The sequence below is a fragment of the Micromonospora sp. C81 genome, assembly GCF_018070425.1.
Classification (GTDB): domain Bacteria; phylum Actinomycetota; class Actinomycetes; order Mycobacteriales; family Micromonosporaceae; genus Micromonospora; species Micromonospora zamorensis.
In genome coordinates, this window is the sequence record NZ_JAGPXS010000001.1 from 547,478 (window position 1) to 565,146 (window position 17,669).

The window sequence follows — 17,669 nt, forward strand, 5'->3', positions numbered from 1 at the left end:
CTAGAGCTGATCCACGTGGTCTCGCCAGGAGTGCTGCGGCTCGTAGCCCAGCACCCGGCGGGCCTTGTCGATGCTGAGCAGGGTCTCGTGCTCGCCCAGCTCCTTGCGGATCTCGACGCCCGGGTAGACCTCGGCCATCAGACTGGCGCTGGACCTGGTCATGACGGTGTCGGCGTTGGCGATGATGAACACGTCGGCGCCGGGCTGGTCGTGGGCGAGGGCCCGCTCGACCGCCTGGGCTCCGTCCCGGGCGTCGATGTAGCCCCACAGGTTCCACCGGCGCAGCAGCGGGTCGGCGTCGAAGGAGGGGAACGGGGCGTAGTCCTCGACGTCCATCACGTTGGAGAAGCGCAGACCCACCATGACCAGCGCCGGGTCCCAGCGGCAGAAGTGCCGCGCCATCTCCTCCTCCAGGGCCTTGTTCAACGAGTACGTCGACTCGGGGCGCGGCGCGTACTCCTCGTCGACCGGCGCGTACGGCGGTGGGGTGTCGAACGGCAGCCCGAGGACCGTCTCGCTGGACGCCCAGACGACCCGCCTGATCCCGGCCGCCCTGGCCGCGGCGAAGACGTTGTACGTGGCCGTGGAGTTGTTGGCGAACGTGGTCGCGTTCGGCATCAGCCCGGGGGCCGGGACCGCCGCCAGGTGCACGACCGCGTCGATACCGCCGGCATGCTCGTCGGCGCCTCCGGTGAACGCCTCCACCACCTGCCCGTAGTCGGTCAGATCGACCTGGAGGAATTCGCCGGTCACGTCGCGGGGGTCGCGGCCTCCGGCGCGGTCCACCGCCAGCACGTCGACGCCCACGGACCGCAGGTGGGCGACGACGGCACGGCCGAGCTTGCCGGTGGCCCCGGTGACGACGACGCGCGTGGGCAGTGCGGGATCGGTCATGACCACATCTTCTCCGGCGTGGAGCGGCAACCCGCACGCGGGTGGAGCACACCGGCTGTCAGCTGCCTTACATCGGGGACTGTCGATCTTAATCCATTGGTAGCTTAGCGAAGTTCGTCGATGCGGGGATCGAGACCGAACTGCTCAAAGCGCCTGCGTGCCGTGCGGCTACCGGTCGCGGTGACGTCCAGCGGCACCATGTCCACCCCGTCGGCGATCCGTCCACCGGAGCAACGCAGACCACGGGGAGGGCACATGCACCACCGCACGCCACCGCGTCATCGTACGAGAGCCTGGCTATCCAGCACCGCCGCGGCACTGATCATCGTCGCCGGCGCCGGAACACCAGCCACCGCAGCACCGGCAGCGCCGACCCCGGGGAAGATCGGGGCGCAGTGCGCACCGACCCACTCGGAGTGGCTGCGCTGCGTGACGGTCACCGCAGCACTCGACCGGGCACCGACCACCGGGCAGACCGCCCGGCTCACCGTCACCGTCGACGCCCGGGTGGCGATCGACGACCTGCGGGTACTGGTCACGCTTCCGTCGGCTCTGCGCCCGGCCGCGACCCCGGCCGGCTTCACCGCGGCCCGGGCCCTGTCGCGGGTGCCGTCCGACGCCGGCGAGGTCACCACACTGAGCACGACCGTCGACGCGGCACCCAGCCGTGTCCTGCGCTACCAGACCGACCTGATCGCCACGGCCACCGGCCCCACGGTGTTGCGGGTGCAGGCGACGTCCGCCGGCGGGCCCGTTCTCGGCAGCGACGAGGTCCACGTGCCGGTCACGATCGGCGCCACGGACCGCGAGTCCCGACTGGGCAAGGCCGAGGGTGACGCGGAGGCCGCACAGACTCCGGCCGGCACGCCGGTCGTCCGGGCCAACCCGTCGGTGCCCTACCGTCCCGCTAGCACCGCCGGACTGCCGGCGCCGCACAGCGACGACATCCGGTCGCCCGGTGCGGCGCCCGCCCAGGTCACCTGCGTCACGGGCAGCTTCGACTACAGCGACAACAACGGCGCCTGGCACCCGTCGAAGAACCTGCAGTACCAGGTGTGGGACGACGACTCGTTCGGCGACGACCTGCTCGCGGCCGGGCTCACCGACGGCGCTGGTGCCTATCGCGCCTGCTTCGGCAACGACGACGGCATCGGCGGTGGTGGTCAGGACGTGTACGTCCGCGCGGTCACCGAGGGCACGCAGTACAAGGTGGAGGACTCGGACGACGACGCGTACGCGTTCCGCAGCACCACCCGCGACAACCTGGGCAACGGCCGCACGTACGACTACGGACAACTGCACACCGCGGACACGACGCAGATGCCGGCGTTCCACGCGTATGACACCGCCGACGACGCGCTGGCCTGGACGCCGGGCGATTGCTGGGACATGCGCGACGAGAGCTGCCAGAACATCGACATCGAGTGGGAGCCGGGCTCGACCGAGGGCACCTACTACGACCCCGGCGACGACGAGGTACGGCTGCTCGCCGCCGACCCAGGCAATCCGTGGGTGGTGATCCACGAGCTCGGCCACGGTGTCATGGACGACGTCTACGAGGACAACTACCCGCAGATCGGCTCGGAGTGCAGCCCGCACTACGTCACCCGCCGGTCCGGCCCGGCCTGTGCCTGGTCCGAGGGCTTCGCCGACTGGTTCGGCGCCGCCGTGCTGGACAACCCCGACCTGCCCGGCCTCGGCAACATCGACACCGCGACCTGGGGCACCCCTGACTGGGACGACGGCGACCAGGTCGAGGGCCGCGTCGCTGGCGCGATCTGGGACCTGCTGGACACCGGCACCGAGGGCACCGACGCCTACCGCGACACGCTGACGAACGTCTGGGACACGTTCCTGGACCACCGGGTGACCAGCTTCGCCGCCTACTGGTCGGCACGCGGCCAGGACGGTCACGAGGTCGGCGACCAGGCGCTCGGATCGCTGTTCCAGAACACGATCGACTACGGGTTCCGTCGGGGGTTGACCGACGGCGCCGAGGTGACCGCCACGACGCCGCCGAACGACCAGAACTTCCGGTACGACACGCGGCACGAGGCATGGTCGGTCGTCGCGGTCCGCCCGCCGGCAGGCGCGGACGACGACGTGACGCTCTTCGACGACCGGGCACAGACCCAGCGGCTGGAGGAGAGCCTGCTCGGCGTCGACGTGACGGACTTCGTCGCGGTCGACTCCACAGCCGGGCGGCGCCCGCTCGGCGACTACTATCCGCGGATGCACCGGGTCAGCGGCACTGGGGCGTACACCATCGAGCTGGCCGACAGCGGCCAGACACTGGTCGACACCGCGAAGCGGCAGATGGGCGCGGGTGACGTGGCCGCTGTCTGGAACTCGTGCCTCACCGCCGGCCAGCAGGTGACGTTCACCGTCACGCCGGGCGACCCGAGCCAGGACGCCGAACTGTTCGTGGTGTCCTCGACGGCCGGTGCGCCGGCCACGTACGTACGGGACCGGGCCAGCGCGGCGACCGCGGCCGCGACCGGGGCGGGCCAGCCGGAGTCGCTCGCCTACACGGCACCGGCCGACGGCTGCGTGGGCGTGATCATCGTCAATCGAGCGGGCAGTGGCACCTACACACTGACCCGTTCTTGATCAGGTGAGGTTCCGGCGGGTACCCACAATCGGGTGCCCGCCGGAACCTGTACCCGCAGGGGGTACGTCGAACGGTGATGACCCGACGCCTACTGCTCAGTGCGGTCCTCCTCCTCGCCGCCTGCTCTGGCGGACCGGCAGTTCGGCCGCCGACCGGCACGGACACCGTGATCGCTGTGGTCGACCGGCGCGGCGGTTTCGCCGCCTCCGCCGAGCAGTGGGCGCTGCCGGCGCTCACTCTCTACGGCGACGGCACCGCCGTGACGCGGGGTGACGACCGGGGTGCGCTGCTGACGGGGCATCGCCGGACGCTCTCGACGGCACAGATCGACGCGCTGTTCCGGCGGGCGGACGACGCGGGCATACTCACGGACCGCGACTACCCGCAGGACGTCACTGACGCGGCCACACTCACCGTGCGGCTGACCACGACCGGCGACACGTACGAGACGACGGTCACGCAGCCGTCGCCCGGCGAGGGCGGTGACCGTGGTGAGGTGATCGCGTTCGCCGAGGCCGCGGCAGCCTCCGGTGTCGACGCCGGAGAGTACCTGCCGCAGCGGGCGGCGGTGCTGGTGGTCGCCGATTCCGAGGACAACTCCGACGTACGGCCCTGGCCCCTGGACGTGTCCCTCTCCGCGATGGACGGCGCACCCCGGCGGCCCTGCCACGTGGTCGACGGCGCGACGCTGGCACCGCTGCTGGCCGAAGCCGGCGCGGCGCGCGGCGAGACCCGATGGCAGGCTGAGGGACACCGGGTACGCCTGGTGGTCCGACCGCTGCTGCCGCACGAGCGGACCTGCGCGGACCTCGACTAGGCGGCATCACGGCACAACTTCGGGAGTCAGCGCGATGGGAATGATGGTGACCGCGAGGCGGATCGAGGCCACCGCGGATGAGGTCCGCTATGAATTCGGGTTCGAGGACAGGTTCGACCGGGTTCTCACGATCGATCCCAGAACCCTTGAAGCAGGTGTCGACGACGGCGAATTCAACTCGGCCGCCAGCGCGATCACCGTAAAGATCGTCAAGGCGTGGCGGTCCAGCGGCGAGTTCCCCGCCACGATGATGTACGCCAGTTGAGCGATCACATCCCACGGCGATCGGGACGGAGGGTGCGTAACGTGCAGGGGTAACCCTGACGCGACGAGGAGAGACTTCATGTCCAAGCCACCGCTGCCCGAGCCCGCGATCGCCATGCTCCAGAAGCCGAACCCCGCTGTCATGACCACACTTCGCAATGGTGGTCAGCCGGTGTCCGCTGCCACCTGGTACCTGTGGGAGGACGGCCGGATCCTGGTGAACATGGACGAGAGCCGCCGCCGGCTGGAGCACGTCCGCAACGACCCGCGGGTGTCCCTGACCGTGCTCGACGAGGCCGGCTGGTACACCCACGTCAGCATCATCGGGCACGTCGCCGAGCTGCGCTCGGACGAGGCCCTTGCCGACATCGACCGGCTGTCCCTGCACTACACCGGGAACCCGTATCCACGGCGGGAGCGCGCTCGGGTCAGCGCCCTGATCGAGATCGACCGCTGGCACGGCTGGGGCTCGCTCAAGGACAACAGCCAGGTCGGCTGACCAGCATCAGCCCGGCCGGCGGCACCGCCGGCCGGGCTGGCGGCACCCGGGTCAGGGCTGCACCGTGGCGGACCGGGCGCCGATGCGGGTCACCAGGTAGCCGAAGGCCGCCGCGGTGAAGAACATGACGATGCCGTAGACGGCGCCCGGGATCGCCATCTGGGTGCTGTTGAGCAACGCCGGGCTGAGCGCGATAGTGATGGCCAGGGTGCTGTTGTGGATGCCGATCTCGAACCCGGCTGCCGTCGCGGCGCTCCGCTCGACACCGGCGAGCCGCGGCACCCCGTACCCGATGGCGAGGCTCAGCAGGTTGAACGCGAGCACGGCCAGGCCGACCGAGACGAAGTAGTCGGCGATGTTCTCCCGTTCGCCGAGCACGGCCCCGGCGATCACCGCGACGAGCACGACGACGGAGAGGATCCGGACCGGCCGGTTCAGACGCTCGGCGACGTGCGGCAGCCGGGCCCGGATCAGCATGCCGATCGCGACCGGGACGAGCACGATGGCGAAGACCTGCACCACCTTGTCGAACTGCAACCCGATGCTCCTGCCGTCGGGCAGGAAGTACGCCGCCGACAGGTTGACCAGGATCGGCAGGGTGAACACGGCGAGCACCGAGTTGATGGCGGTCAGGGTGATGTTCAGGGCCACGTGGCCGCCGAACAGGTGGCTGTAGAGGTTGGCCGTCGTGCCGCCCGGCGAGGCGGCGAGCAGCATCATGCCGACGGCCAGTTCCGGTGCCAGGTCGAACGCGAGGACGAGGCAGAAGCAGAGCGCCGGCAGCACCAGCACCTGGCACACCAGGGCGATGACGGCGGCTCGTGGATGCTGGGCCACCCGGCGAAAGTCCGCGATGGTCAGTCCGAGACCCAGACCGAGCATGATGATGCCGAGGGCGATGGGCAGGCCGATCAGAGTCAGGGCGGAGTCCATGGCACAACATCGTTACCACCGGGTAACGCCGCAACAATCCCCCATGTGGCTGGACGCTCTTGACCCCGGACTGTGATCGGCTTAACTTCATCAATCAGATAAGTCTCTTTACTAATTCTGCTTGATGCCTCGTGGGAGTGTGCCGATGCGACCATTCCGCCACCGCCGTCTCACCGCCGTCGTCACACTGGCGGCCCTGCTGTTCACCGCCGCCCCGCCCAGCGCCGCCAGCGCGGGCGACAACCAGCAGCGCCGCACCGGTTACCACCGGGTCGGCTACTTCACCCAGTGGGGCATCTACGGCCGGGCCTTCCCGGTCAAGAAGCTCGACACGTCCGGGGCGGCGAGCCGCCTCACCCACGTCAACTACGCCTTCGGCAACGTCAGCGAGGACGGACGCTGCTACGTGGACGGCGGGCCGGGCGAGGGCGACGCCTGGGCCGACTACCAGCGACCCGTCCCCGCCGAGGAGAGCGTCGACGGCGTCGCGGACGCCCCTGGCCAGGCCCTCAACGGCAACTTCGGCCAGCTCGCCAAGCTGAAGGCCAAGCACCCCAAACTGAAGGTGCTGATCTCGCTGGGTGGCTGGAGCTGGTCGACGTACTTCTCGAACGCCGCCCGCACCGACGCCTCCCGCAAGGCGTTCGTCGCGTCCTGCATCGACCTCTACCTGAAGGGCAACCTGCCCGGCGGGGACGGCGCCGCCGGCGGCCCAGGTGCCGGGGCCGGCGTCTTCGATGGCATCGACCTCGACTGGGAGTGGCCCAACTGGGAGGGTGAGCCCGGCAACGTCATCCGCCCGGAGGACCGGGAGAACTTCACCAAGCTGCTCGCCGAGTTCCGCCGGCAACTCGACGCGTATGGGCGCACCACCCGGACGCACCACCCGCTGACCGCCTTCCTGCCGGCCAACCCGGCCACCATGGACGCCGGCTACGAGGGCCGCAAGATCTTCAAGTACCTGGACTTCGCCACCGTGCAGGGGTACGACTTCCACGGCGGCTGGGAGGCAGTGGCCAACCAGCAGTCAGCGCTGCGCGTACCGGCGGGATCGCCGGACAACCCGGACTTCTCCGTCGAGGTGGCCATCGACGGCTGGATCGCCCGCGGTGCGCCGCGCGACAAGCTCGTGCTCGGCATCCCGTACTACGGTCGGGGTTGGACCGGTGTCACCGGAGGCGGCAACGGCCTCTTCCAGCCGGCCACCGGGCCCGCGCCGGCCACCTTCGAGGCCGGCTACGAGGACTACAAAAAGCTCAAGACCCTGGCCGGCAACGGCTACACCGTGCACCGCGACCTCCGTGCCGGGCACGCCTGGCTGTTCGACGGCACGACGTTCTGGACGTACGACGACCCGGCGGTCGTGTTGCAGAAGACGCTCTACATCCGCCGTGCCGGCCTGGCCGGAGCGATGATCTGGTCGCTGGACGGCGACGACGACAACGCCACGCTGACCAGGACGATCGGTCTCGGCCTGACGACCTGGTAGGCGTACCCGCGACGCGCCGCCCGTGATCAACTGGTCGCGGGCGGCGCGCCCTGTCCGGGGGAAACCGCGCGCACGGCTGCCTCGATGAGCGCGGTGACCTCGTCCATGTCCCGAGCCCGGTGCACGTCCAGCTCGGCCGACCAGCCGTCCGGACGACTGAGCTGGACCGTGACGTCGTCGCGGCGATGGGTCAGCCAGCCGGCGATCGCCTGCACCAGCACCATGACGGTGCCAGCGTCGTCGGCCACCACCCGCAGCACCTCGGTGTCGCCCGCCGACGAGGTTGTGGTCACCTCGTCGCGCAGCCGGTCCTCCGCGCGCAACCAGGACGTCAGCGAACGCCGAGCATCGGCGGACGGAAGATCCGGGAAGACCGAGAGCGTGATCATCTCCAGAGACGCCGGCACTGTCTCCTCCTTCCGGGCGAGGTGGACCCCACCCCTCCATCCTGCCAGCCGGCCCCGGCGCGAGCATCCCGTGCAGTCACCGAAGTCGATCGAAGCTTGACCTGCGCATCGACGGTTCATAGGCTCCGGCCACTGCGAGGCTTTCCCCAGGAAGGGAACCCGAGACATGGCCCCATCGTCGCGTCCGTTCTGGACGGTCCCTCCGAAGCGGCTGGCGGGTGCCGCCACGATCGCGCTCCTGCTCGGCATGGCTCCCCTGCTCAGCGGCACGGCGACCGCGAGCCCCACCCGACCCTCCCCCTGCAGCAACGACCCGACCGCCCGGCTGAGCAGCGTGCCCGCCCCGGAGACCGTGCTCGGCTTCCCCCTCGGCGCGGGACAGGAGCGGGTCGTCACCAACGACGAGGTGCGGACGTACCTCGGGGCTGTGGACAGCGCCTCCAACCGGGTCGTCACCGGCGTGATGGCCACGAGCGTGCTCGGCCAGCCTCTGCCGTACGCGGTGGTGTCCAACGAACGCCACGTGCGGCCGTCCGCCCTGCGGAAGATCGCCGACGACGTACGGGACCTGCGCGACCCGCGCCAAACCAGCGCGCGGACGGCCGACCGGACGGCGAAGGACAGCCCGGCCATCGTCTGGGTCACCGCGAACGTGCACGGCGGTGAGAAGAGCGGCACCGACGCGGCGCTCAAGACGCTGTACGAGTTGGCGGCGGGCCTGTCCTGCGAGGTCGCCCGGCGCAACGACAACCTGGTCACCGTGATCGTTCCGACCCAGAACCCGGACGGCCGCGACGCGACGCGTCGGCAGAACGAGTTCGGCTTCGACATGAACCGGGACTGGTTCGCCCGCACCCAGCAGGAGACCGACGGCAAGCTCGAACTGCTGCGTCGCTACCCGCCGCAGGTGTTCATCGACGCGCACGAGATGGGTGGCCGGCAGTACTTCTTCCCGCCGAACGCCGACCCGATCCACCACGAGATCGCCGGCGAGGCGGTGGACTGGATCAACCGGATCGGCGAGGCCAACAAGGCCGGCTTCGGCTTCAACGGGGCCTGCGACGACACCGTCACCACCGAGTGCTACTTCAACTACGACACGTACGACATGTTCTTCATGGGCTACGGCGACACAGTGCCCACCACCGGTTTCGGTGCGGCCGGAATGACGTACGAGAAGGGCAGCGCGTCGGCGGTGGCCGACCGGGTCCAGCAGCAGTTCCACACCCAGTGGTCCACGCTGGGCTGGGCCGCCGCCAACAAGCGCGAGGTGCTCAGCGGCTACTTCGACATCTGGACCGACGCGCTCGCCCAGGGCAGGGCGGGCACCCTGGAGCCGAACGAGGTGGTGCAGCCCACCAACGAGGTCCAGTTCCCCGTGCCGGACATCAAGATCCGCTCGTACTTCCTGCTGCCGGACCGGCAGCTCGCCGACGTCCGCCAGCTCGTCGAGCGGCTGCGCCGGATGGACGTCGAGGTGTACGAGGTGCAGAAGCCGACCCGGGTGCCCACCGCGCGGGTCTTCGGCGGGCGGACCGCCACGAACGTGACAGTGCCCAAGGGCGCGTACTGGATCCCGATGGACCAGCCGCAGAAGCACTGGATCCAGGCCATCATGGGCGAGGACCCGTACGTTCCGTTCCCCTACTTCTACGACGTGTCGTCCTGGAGCAACCCGCTGCTGATGGGCGTCTCCACCATCTACACCGGCGACAACGTCCGACCGAAGGCGGAGCTGGTCCGGGAGATCTCCGGCGGACGGGGCTCGCTCGCGTGGCCGTGGGGTTCGTACACGTACCCGCTCGACTCGGCCGCCGCCGCGGAGTTCACCTTCCGCCTGCTCGGTCGCGGCGTTCCGCTGGTCCGTGACCTGAAGACCAGCCGCGTCGCCATCCCGGCGACCAAGCTGAGCCGCACCGTCGACGAGCTGGCCGAGTCGTTCGGGGTGACCCTCACCCCGGGCGGGCGGCCCACCGGCACCAGCCTGACCCTGCCCGACGTCGGGCTCTTCCAGGGCACCGGCATCTCCACCACCTCGGGTTCGCACGGCGAGGCCCGGTATGTGCTCGGCAAGCGGTGGGGGCTCGACCTCACGCCGGTCACCACTGCCGACATCAACGACAACACCGAGGCGTTCACCGGGCGTACCGTGCTGCTGGTCCCCGACGGCAGCAGCGCGACCGGCGGTCTGACAGCGACCGGGCAGGCCAACCTGCGCGACTGGATCGCCCAGGGCCACACCTACCTCGGGCTGCGCAACGAGGGCACCCGGGTGGCCCGCGCGGCCGGGCTCACCTCCACCACCGAGAAAACCAAACCGGCCGACTACCTGGTGATCGGCTCGCACCTGCGGGTCGACGTCGACACCAACAGCCCGGTCGCGCTGGGCCGCCCGGCGGAGGACTTCGAGTTCAACAACAGCGACCCGATCCTCAACCCGAGCACCACCGGGACGAACGTGCTCAGCTACCCGACGGGTGACACGTTCTGGGCCAACGGCTACACCGTCGGCGAGGACGCCCTGAAGGGCACGGCGGCAGTGGTCGACGAGCCGACCGGTGCAGGCCGGGCAGTGCTGTTCGCGTTCAATCCGCTCTTCCGGGCGTACAACGAGAATGGTCTGCACCTGGTCGCCAACGCGCTGCTCTACCCGGCGGGCGCCTCGGACGCCCGGCGTTCCGCCGGGGTCGACCCGGCGCGCGCCAGCGCCGCCGCCGCGCCGGTCACGCCGGACCTGGGCGGCGGTTGGCGGCCGATCACCATCCAGGTGGCGGCGGCGGACCTGCCGCGCGCTGAGGCGGTCGTCGAACGCTTCACCACGGACGCCAAGGCGTCCGCGAAGGACGGCTCGGCATACGTCGTGATCCCCAACCCGCAGGGCCTCCAGGTCGACGAGCACCCATTCGCGAGCGATCTGGTACGCGCGCTCCGCGATGCCAAGGTGCCGCTGCGGTCGGTGGTCGGCTGACCAACCCGGCACGACAGAGCGCCCGTCCCCGACACGGAGACGGGCGCTTTGTCGTGCGCGCTGTTGCTGGGAACTATGCGCCGAGCTGGCGGAAGATCTCACCACACACGTCGACGCAATGCGCCAGCACGACGTCGGCCGTCCGCACCCCGGCCGTGGTGAACAGGAAAACCTCGCGGTCGACGCGTTCGACCGACTCGGTCCATGGGGCGGCCGTCATCGCCTGCTCGAAGAGGTCGTTGCCCGGGCGGGACAGGCCGAAGACGGCCAGCTTCCCGTCGTCGAAGCTGAGCGTCCACTCCCGGCCGTCCTTCGTGGAGACTGCCAGATAGCCCGGCAGGTCCTCCAGTGCCGGGTCCTGCGGCAGGCGCGCGGCGGCCTCAGCCACCGCGGATGACCCGGCCAGCGCGTCACCGTCGAAGACGTCCCAGCCGTCGACGCGCTGCGGCTCGACACCGTCGACCGCATAGCCAGGGCGGGACCGTTGCCACCAACTCATGGTTCTCACTATCAGGTAAGGGGGGCCCGGTGTCGCCACCAGGCCCCCACACGGACGGGATCAGGGCCAGAACGAGCCGTTCGAGGGATAGATCTTGTACGGGATGCGCTTGGTGCGCAGGCAGTCGAGGAGATCCTGCGGGATGTCCAGCGAGCCGTTGGCGTGCGGCAGGAAGTGCCACGTCGCCTCGGCCACCTGCGCCGTGTCGAGCAGGTGCCGGTCCTGTTCGCACTGCTTCAGGTAGTGCCCAGGGTACGGCTTACCCGTCTTCACCTCGTGCAGCTTGCGCGGCGGGCCGGTCTCCAGGAAGTCCGGCTCCCGTGCCGACCCCGGCCTGGGTACGCCCGGGGTGGCGATCCGCCCGGCGTGATTGCGCACGCCCGGCACCCCCGCCATCACCACGTCGGCGAAGTAGTCCTCGCCAGCGGGCGCCCCCCGCAGCCACGGCGTCGGCGATGGCGGCGGCGTCACCGCGCTGGTCAACGCGTCCGCCAGCCGCCCGAGGCTGTTGTCGGCCCGGCGGGCCATCCGCAGGATGATGTCGTCGGCGAAGCCCGCGTCGGTGAGCCGGCCGTAGTTGCCGAGCAGAATGGCACGGATGGTCAGCGTCTTGACGCTGTCGGAGATCTTGTCGTACTTGGCGACAAAGTGGATCACCTTGTCGAGCCGGTGCAGGTACCGCGCGACGAACTTCGCGGCCTTGCCCGGGATCGCCACCGCGTCACCGGCGTACGGGACCAGGCCCAGGATGCTCAACCCGGCGCCGACCCAGTCCTGGTGGATGATCCCGGCGACGGTGTCGCGCAGGTCCGCCAGGCCGCCGAGCACCCAACCGACCACCGGGATCAGGCTCAGCCCGCCGGAGCACAGGTAGCCCGACAGCCACGCCATCGAGTCCCGCGGTGAGAAGTCCCCGGCGATCAGGCCGACCACGAAATCGGTCACGTACGTCCACTTGCTGACCCGCTCGTCCGGGATCAGCGGATCCAGGCCCTGGTCCTCGGCGTGCGCGAGTTCGTACCCGTCGGCGAGACCGTCCCCGTCGCTGTCGGCGCTGAGCGGGTTCGTCAGGTGCTCGTTGATCTCCGCCCCGTCGCTCAGACCGTCGCCGTCGCTGTCCGGGTTCGCGGGGTTGGTCTCGCTGTCGTCGACCTCCGTGGTGTCCGCGATGCCGTCACCGTCGGTGTCGGTGTCGGTCGGCGTGGTCTGCACCGGGTCGGCCGGCCCGCTGACCGGCGGCGGCGGGTTGTCCGCCACCAGCGGGTTGCGGCCCTGGGCCACCTCGGCCCCGTCGCGGAGGCCGTCGCCGTCGGAGTCCGCCTCGGTCGGCGAAGTGCCCAGCTCCTGCTCGCGCAGGTTGGACAGCCCGTCGCCGTCGACGTCCTCGGCGCCGTCGTTCGTCCCGTCACCGTCGGTGTCGGACCGGCCCGGCATGGTCCAGCCGGCGAGCTTGGTGATCTCGAACTTGTCGGTCAGGCCGTCGCCGTCGGAGTCGACCAGCAGCGGGCTGGACCCGAAGCGCAGCTCGACCACGTCGACCACGCCGTCGGAGTCGTGGTCGCCGCCGTAGGTGATGCCGAGGCGGGTCAGCACCTTGAAGCCGTTGGCCCAGGCGTCCGCCGACTGGATCGTCGCCGGCACCGGATTGGCCTTGACCAGCATGTCGTCGGCCTTGGCCAGGTTCACCTTCGCCGCAGCCAGATCCGCGAACGCTTCGGTCAGCCCCACCGGAGCGGGCGCGGGTGGTGGGCTGGCCCGGAACGGGCCGATGGTCGCCTCGGCGTCCTGGATCGCCGCGTCCGCCAGGAGGCGGGCCCCCGACAGGGTCTCCACCAGCGCGACCACATGGGCCTGCTCGGCCTCGCCGTTGGGCGGGCTGGCGCCGGTGAGCCGACTCTTGAGGAACGCCTCCAGGTGCTTGAGGTTGTCGAACGCCGCCGCGCCGTCGCCGGCGCTCTTGAGCCGGGCGCCGTCGAAGTACCGGCTGCCGACGTCCGCCAGCACCGGGTCGATCCGGCTGTCGCCCAGCCCGTCCCCCACGTACGGCCGCAGGGCCTGAGTCGACTCGGTGATGTAGACCTGAGCGTCGCTGGTGTAATCGGCGGTGGGGATCTTGGCGACCTCCACCTCCCAAAGGTGTCTACCTTCCGCCGACGCGGGCGTGGCGACCAGCGCCACCGGCACGGCGACCAGTGCCGCGACCACCGCGGCAAGACTCGAACGCAATCGTCTGCTGTGTCCCACTGACACCTCCGTCTATGTGTAACGACCAGGGATCAGGGGAATGCTATTCAAGGATGTGATTGCTTTCGGCCCCGCCAGAATTAGCCCCCAAATGGCCAATTATCAATATGTGGGTAACAAAAATCCGGGTGGCGGTCGGCGTGCCACGAAGCCCGCCACGACCGACGTCGCCCCGGACTGGCGCGGCCCCCTGCCCGCCGGCACCCTCGCCGGGATCGAGGCCGGGATCCGGCCGGCCCGACGAACGGGCCGGCCGGCCACCCGACTGCAGCGTCAGCCTGTCGCGCAGACGGTGCCGTTGAGGGTGAACGCCGTGGGCAGCACGTTCGGCCCGCTGTACGCGCCGACGAAGCCGGCGCTGACGCTGCCGCCGGCGGCGATCTGCCGGTTGTCGTCGGTGGGCGTGACCCGCACGGCGGTGCCGACCTGCTCCCAGGTGGCGCTCCAGCCGCTGCTCACCTGCTGCCAACCGGTGGGCCAGGTCCAGGTGAGCGTCCACCCGTTGATCGGACTGGTCCCGTTGTTGACGATCTCGACGCCGCCGATGTAGCCGTTGCCCCAGTCGCTGTTCGTGGTGAACCGGACGGTGCACGCGCTGGCGGCGGGGCCGCCGGTGGCGAAGGTGAGCGGCGGCGAGGACCAGGACACCCGGCCGGCGGTGTCCCGGGCCACCACGTTGACGGTGTACCTGCTGCCCGGCACGAGGTTGCCGACGGTGAACGAGGTGGCCGCCGTCTCGCCGAGCTGCTCGCTGAGCCCGCCGTTCTGCCGGTACACCTCGTACTTGGCGATCGGGCTGCCGCCCGGGGTCGCCGCCGGCCAGGAGATCGTCGCGGCCCGGTCGGTGACGCCGCTGACGGTGGGTTGGCCCGGTGCCGAGGGCCGCCCGGCGGTCGCGCCGGCCGGTCGCAGCACGAGCGTGGTCAACGAGTACGCCGGCAGCGTCCGGCTGGTGGCGGAGCCGGACTGGCCGGTGGCGATGCCGGTGGCGCCGTTGGCGAGGGTGGACACCGTCGGCGCGGCGGTCGACGGGGTGAACCCGGCATAGTCGATGGTGACCGGGTGGGCGTTGTCCGGGTCCTTGTTGACCAGCAGCACCGCGAGGTCACCGTTGCGCCGGCGGACCGCGTGCGCGCTGACCAGCGGCTCGTCGCTGCCGGCCCGCACGAACTGGTCACCGGCCTTGGCGAAGAGCTTCATCATGCTCAGCCCGTGGTACGGGGCGAACGGTGTGTTCAGCGGTGGTTCGCAGACCGAGCCGTCCTCGGTGCAGGCGCCACTGGAGAGCATGCCGAAGTCGCCGTAGTCGGTCTGCCCGGCGACCTCCGTGACGGTGCCGATGCCGTTGTGCACGTTCCACCAGTGGACGGTGAAGATGCCGTTCTCCAGGAGCTCGCTGTAGGCGTCGGCCAGGAAGAGCGCGGCCGGTTGGGTGGTCCGGCCGGCATCGACGTTCAACTCGGTGAAGCTGATGCCGATGCGGTCGGCGTTCGGGCCGGCGTAACGGTTGAGTTGCTGCCGCAGCAGGTAGGTCGCATCGGAGATGTGGCTGGTGCGGGCCAGCGAGTCGGCTGCGCTGCCGCCCGGGTACCAGTGCACGTCCACGAAATCGATCTTCGGGCCGGCGATGGAGAGGACGGTCTGGTTCCACGGGCCCGGGTCGCTGCCGGCGGTGATTCCGTCCGGCCAGTTGCCCGGCATGGTGAGCACCGCGCCGACCTTGATGCTCGGGTCGACCGCCTTCATGGCGTCGGCGTACTCGACGACCAGCCGCGCGTACTGTGTCGCGCTCTTGTCCGGGTGGTCGTCCGCCTCCCAGGCGGACCCGTAGTGGCCGTTGCCGTAGTTCTCGTTGCCGACCGTCCAGTACCGCGCGCCGTACCCCTTGGTCACGTTGGCGTAGCGCACCCAGTCGGCAGCCTCAGCGGGGGTGCCGGTGCCGTAGTTCGCGATGATCATCGGCTGTGCGCCGACCCGCTTCACGGCCGCCATGAACGTGTCGAAGTCGGTGTTCGGCGCGACGTAGCCGCCGGGCGCGGTGTGGTCCTTCCAGTGGTAGATGTCGGCGTACGAGCCGCCGGGGTAACGCATCATCTGCACGCCGGCGTCGCGGAGCAGGTCCGACGTCTCGGGGGTGCCGAGGTTCTGGTCCCAGATGGCGTGGTTGACGCCCAGCGCGGTGTCGGGCACGGTCGCCATCCCCGCCCGGGCGTCGACGGTGACGGCGACGGCGGCCGGGTCGGGTGCGGCGCTGGCGTTGGGTGGGTTGACGCCGGAGAGCGCGGTCGCGGCGAGCAGCAGGCTCGCCAGCAGCGTCGCGCGGCTTCTCGGGAGGTTCATGGGCGGATTTCCTTCGCGGTGAACGACGGTGAGTCGCCCAGCCGGACGGAGTGACGCGGTGGCGGGGCGGACTCGTGGACGGACAGGCCCCGGTGTCCCATCGCTCGTGCCCCGTCCCCCGGGATCCCTGGTCGGATCCCGGCTGCCCATTGGACGGGCGTCGGCCCCCGCAGGCGCGGCAGGCAATCGACGGCCAAGAATGTCACGGTCGGATCGAAGATCTCAAGGGGGCCCAACCGGAGCGGCACCGACGCAGACGCGGTGGACCCGCCCAAGACGTCATACGTTACATCTTGACGACCGGCATGTTATCGCTCACAGTCGATGCGAGGCGAGCAGCGTCCGTGCTCACGACCAGAGGAACCGCCGATGAGATCAAGGATCGCACTGCTGGCCGCCGCGCTGGCCACGGCCCTGGCGACGATGACGGCCGTGGTCACTGTCGCCACCCCGGCGTCGGCCGCGACGCTCACCCAGGTGACCAACTTCGGCACCAACCCCACGAACCTCCAGATGCACCTGTACGTGCCGGACCGGGTCGCGGCCCAGCCGGCCCTGCTCCTCGCGCTGCACTACTGCACCGGCAGTGGCCCGGCGGTGCACACCGGGTTCGGGCTCAGCACCCTGGCCGACCGCTACGGCTTCATCGTGATCTACCCGTCGGTGACCCGGAGCAGCAAGTGCTGGGACGTCTCCTCACCGCAGGCCCTCCGGCGTGACGGCGGCAGCGACCCCATCGGCCTCAAGTCCATGGTCGACCACGTCCGGAGTCGCTACCCGGTCGACGCGAACCGGATCGCCGTGGGCGGGTTCTCCTCCGGCGCCATGATGACCAACGTCATGCTCGGCCTCTACCCGGAGGTGTTCAACGCCGGATTCAGCTCCTCCGGTGTCCCGTTCGGATGCTTCGCCACCACCAACGGCGCGGAGTGGAACAGCGAGTGCTCCGGCGGGCGGATCGTCCGGACCCCGCAGCAGTGGGGTGACCTGGTCCGCAACGCGTACCCGGGATACATCGGCAAGCGTCCCCGGGTGCAGATCTGGCACGGCACCACGGACACCACGCTGAGCTACGTCAACTTCGGCGAACAGATCAAGCAGTGGACCAACGACCACGGCGTCTCGCAGACCCCCAGCTACACCGACTCCCCGCAGACCAGCGCCACCCGCACCCGCTACGGCGGCACCGGCGGCACGGCACCCGTCGAGGCGATCAGCTTCCAGGGGTACGGCCACTCCATCCCGTTCGACGCCGCCCAGGCCGTCCGCTTCCTCGGCCTCGACACCACGAGCCCCACCACCCCGCCGCCGGGCGGCACGGCCGGACCGCTGCGCAACGTCAACGCCGGCCGCTGCCTGGACGTCCCGTCCCGGTCGCAGACGAACGGCACCCAGGTGGCGTTGTGGGACTGCAACGGCGGCACCAACCAGCAGTGGACGCCGACCGCCACCAGGCAACTCCAGGTGTACGGCACGAAGTGCCTGGACGCCGAGGGCGCGGGCACCACGGCAGGCACCCGGGTGATCATCTGGGACTGCAACGGCGGCACCAACCAGCAGTGGAACCTCAACACCGATGGCACGGTCACCGGGGTGCAGTCCGGCCTGTGCCTCGCACCGAACGCCGCCGCGACCGCCAACGGCACCCAGGTGGTCCTGTCGACCTGCAACGGCGGCGCCAGCCAGCGGTGGACCCGAAGCTGA

Annotated in this window: 14 protein-coding genes; 7 read left to right on the forward strand and 7 right to left on the reverse strand. The window is 70.3% G+C overall.

Annotated features, from left to right (window positions below; translation table 11 throughout):
- Together KBX46_RS02555 and KBX46_RS02560 are read right to left on the reverse strand one after the other, a co-directional pair.
- Complete coding sequence (locus KBX46_RS02555) at positions 1-894, reverse strand: NAD(P)-dependent oxidoreductase (RefSeq protein WP_210790385.1); 894 nt, start codon at positions 892-894, stop codon at positions 1-3.
- 278 nt (positions 895-1,172) lie between these two features.
- Positions 1,173-1,334 (reverse strand): hypothetical protein, encoded by a 162-nt coding sequence (locus KBX46_RS02560; protein ID WP_210790387.1) that lies wholly within the window; start codon positions 1,332-1,334, stop codon positions 1,173-1,175.
- Here KBX46_RS02560 and KBX46_RS02565 point away from each other — a divergent pair.
- The 4 genes from KBX46_RS02565 to KBX46_RS02580 all read left to right on the forward strand — a co-directional run bounded on the left by KBX46_RS02565 (position 1,324) and on the right by KBX46_RS02580 (position 5,085).
- Positions 1,324-3,504: a hypothetical protein gene (locus tag KBX46_RS02565; protein ID WP_210790389.1), complete on the forward strand. Its 2,181-nt coding sequence runs from the start codon at positions 1,324-1,326 to the stop codon at positions 3,502-3,504. The genes KBX46_RS02560 and KBX46_RS02565 overlap by 11 nt on opposite strands.
- 77 nt (positions 3,505-3,581) lie before the next feature.
- Positions 3,582-4,322: a hypothetical protein gene (locus KBX46_RS02570; RefSeq protein ID WP_210790392.1), complete on the forward strand. Its 741-nt coding sequence runs from the start codon at positions 3,582-3,584 to the stop codon at positions 4,320-4,322.
- A 34-nt stretch (positions 4,323-4,356) separates the two neighbouring features.
- A complete protein-coding gene (locus tag KBX46_RS02575; protein ID WP_088948765.1) occupies positions 4,357-4,587 on the forward strand; it encodes a hypothetical protein in 231 nt (76 codons plus the stop codon).
- A gap of 78 nt (positions 4,588-4,665) precedes the next feature.
- Complete coding sequence (locus KBX46_RS02580; RefSeq protein ID WP_210790394.1) at positions 4,666-5,085, forward strand: PPOX class F420-dependent oxidoreductase; 420 nt, start codon at positions 4,666-4,668, stop codon at positions 5,083-5,085.
- A 51-nt stretch (positions 5,086-5,136) separates the two neighbouring features.
- Here KBX46_RS02580 and KBX46_RS02585 read toward each other — a convergent pair whose 3' ends face one another.
- Positions 5,137-6,018 (reverse strand): bile acid:sodium symporter family protein, encoded by an 882-nt coding sequence (locus tag KBX46_RS02585; protein ID WP_210790397.1) that lies wholly within the window; start codon positions 6,016-6,018, stop codon positions 5,137-5,139.
- A 145-nt stretch (positions 6,019-6,163) separates the two neighbouring features.
- On the opposite strand from KBX46_RS02585, the gene KBX46_RS02590 reads away from it, so the two are divergent.
- Entirely contained in the window at positions 6,164-7,507 is a 1,344-nt protein-coding gene (locus tag KBX46_RS02590; RefSeq protein ID WP_210790400.1) for a glycoside hydrolase family 18 protein, read from the forward strand.
- 26 nt (positions 7,508-7,533) lie between these two features.
- Here KBX46_RS02590 and KBX46_RS02595 read toward each other — a convergent pair whose 3' ends face one another.
- A complete protein-coding gene (locus tag KBX46_RS02595) occupies positions 7,534-7,914 on the reverse strand; it encodes a hypothetical protein (RefSeq protein ID WP_088948769.1) in 381 nt (126 codons plus the stop codon).
- Between the two features lie 166 nt (positions 7,915-8,080).
- On the opposite strand from KBX46_RS02595, the gene KBX46_RS02600 reads away from it, so the two are divergent.
- Positions 8,081-10,882, forward strand: a complete 2,802-nt coding sequence (locus KBX46_RS02600; protein ID WP_210790403.1) for a M14 family zinc carboxypeptidase — start codon at positions 8,081-8,083, stop codon at positions 10,880-10,882.
- 73 nt (positions 10,883-10,955) lie between these two features.
- On the opposite strand, the gene KBX46_RS02605 is transcribed toward KBX46_RS02600, so the two are convergent.
- The 3 genes from KBX46_RS02605 to KBX46_RS02615 all read right to left on the reverse strand — a co-directional run bounded on the left by KBX46_RS02605 (position 10,956) and on the right by KBX46_RS02615 (position 15,965).
- Positions 10,956-11,381 (reverse strand): hypothetical protein, encoded by a 426-nt coding sequence (locus tag KBX46_RS02605; RefSeq protein WP_088948771.1) that lies wholly within the window; start codon positions 11,379-11,381, stop codon positions 10,956-10,958.
- A gap of 60 nt (positions 11,382-11,441) precedes the next feature.
- A complete protein-coding gene (locus KBX46_RS02610) occupies positions 11,442-13,607 on the reverse strand; it encodes a hypothetical protein (RefSeq protein ID WP_210790406.1) in 2,166 nt (721 codons plus the stop codon).
- Positions 13,608-13,898: 291 nt separating this feature from the next.
- The gene (locus KBX46_RS02615; RefSeq protein ID WP_210790408.1) at positions 13,899-15,965 is read right to left on the reverse strand and encodes a cellulose binding domain-containing protein; all 2,067 of its coding nucleotides are present in this window, start codon (positions 15,963-15,965) and stop codon (positions 13,899-13,901) included.
- Between the two features lie 369 nt (positions 15,966-16,334).
- Here KBX46_RS02615 and KBX46_RS02620 point away from each other — a divergent pair, with 369 nt between their 5' ends.
- A complete protein-coding gene (locus KBX46_RS02620; RefSeq protein WP_210790411.1) occupies positions 16,335-17,669 on the forward strand; it encodes a PHB depolymerase family esterase in 1,335 nt (444 codons plus the stop codon).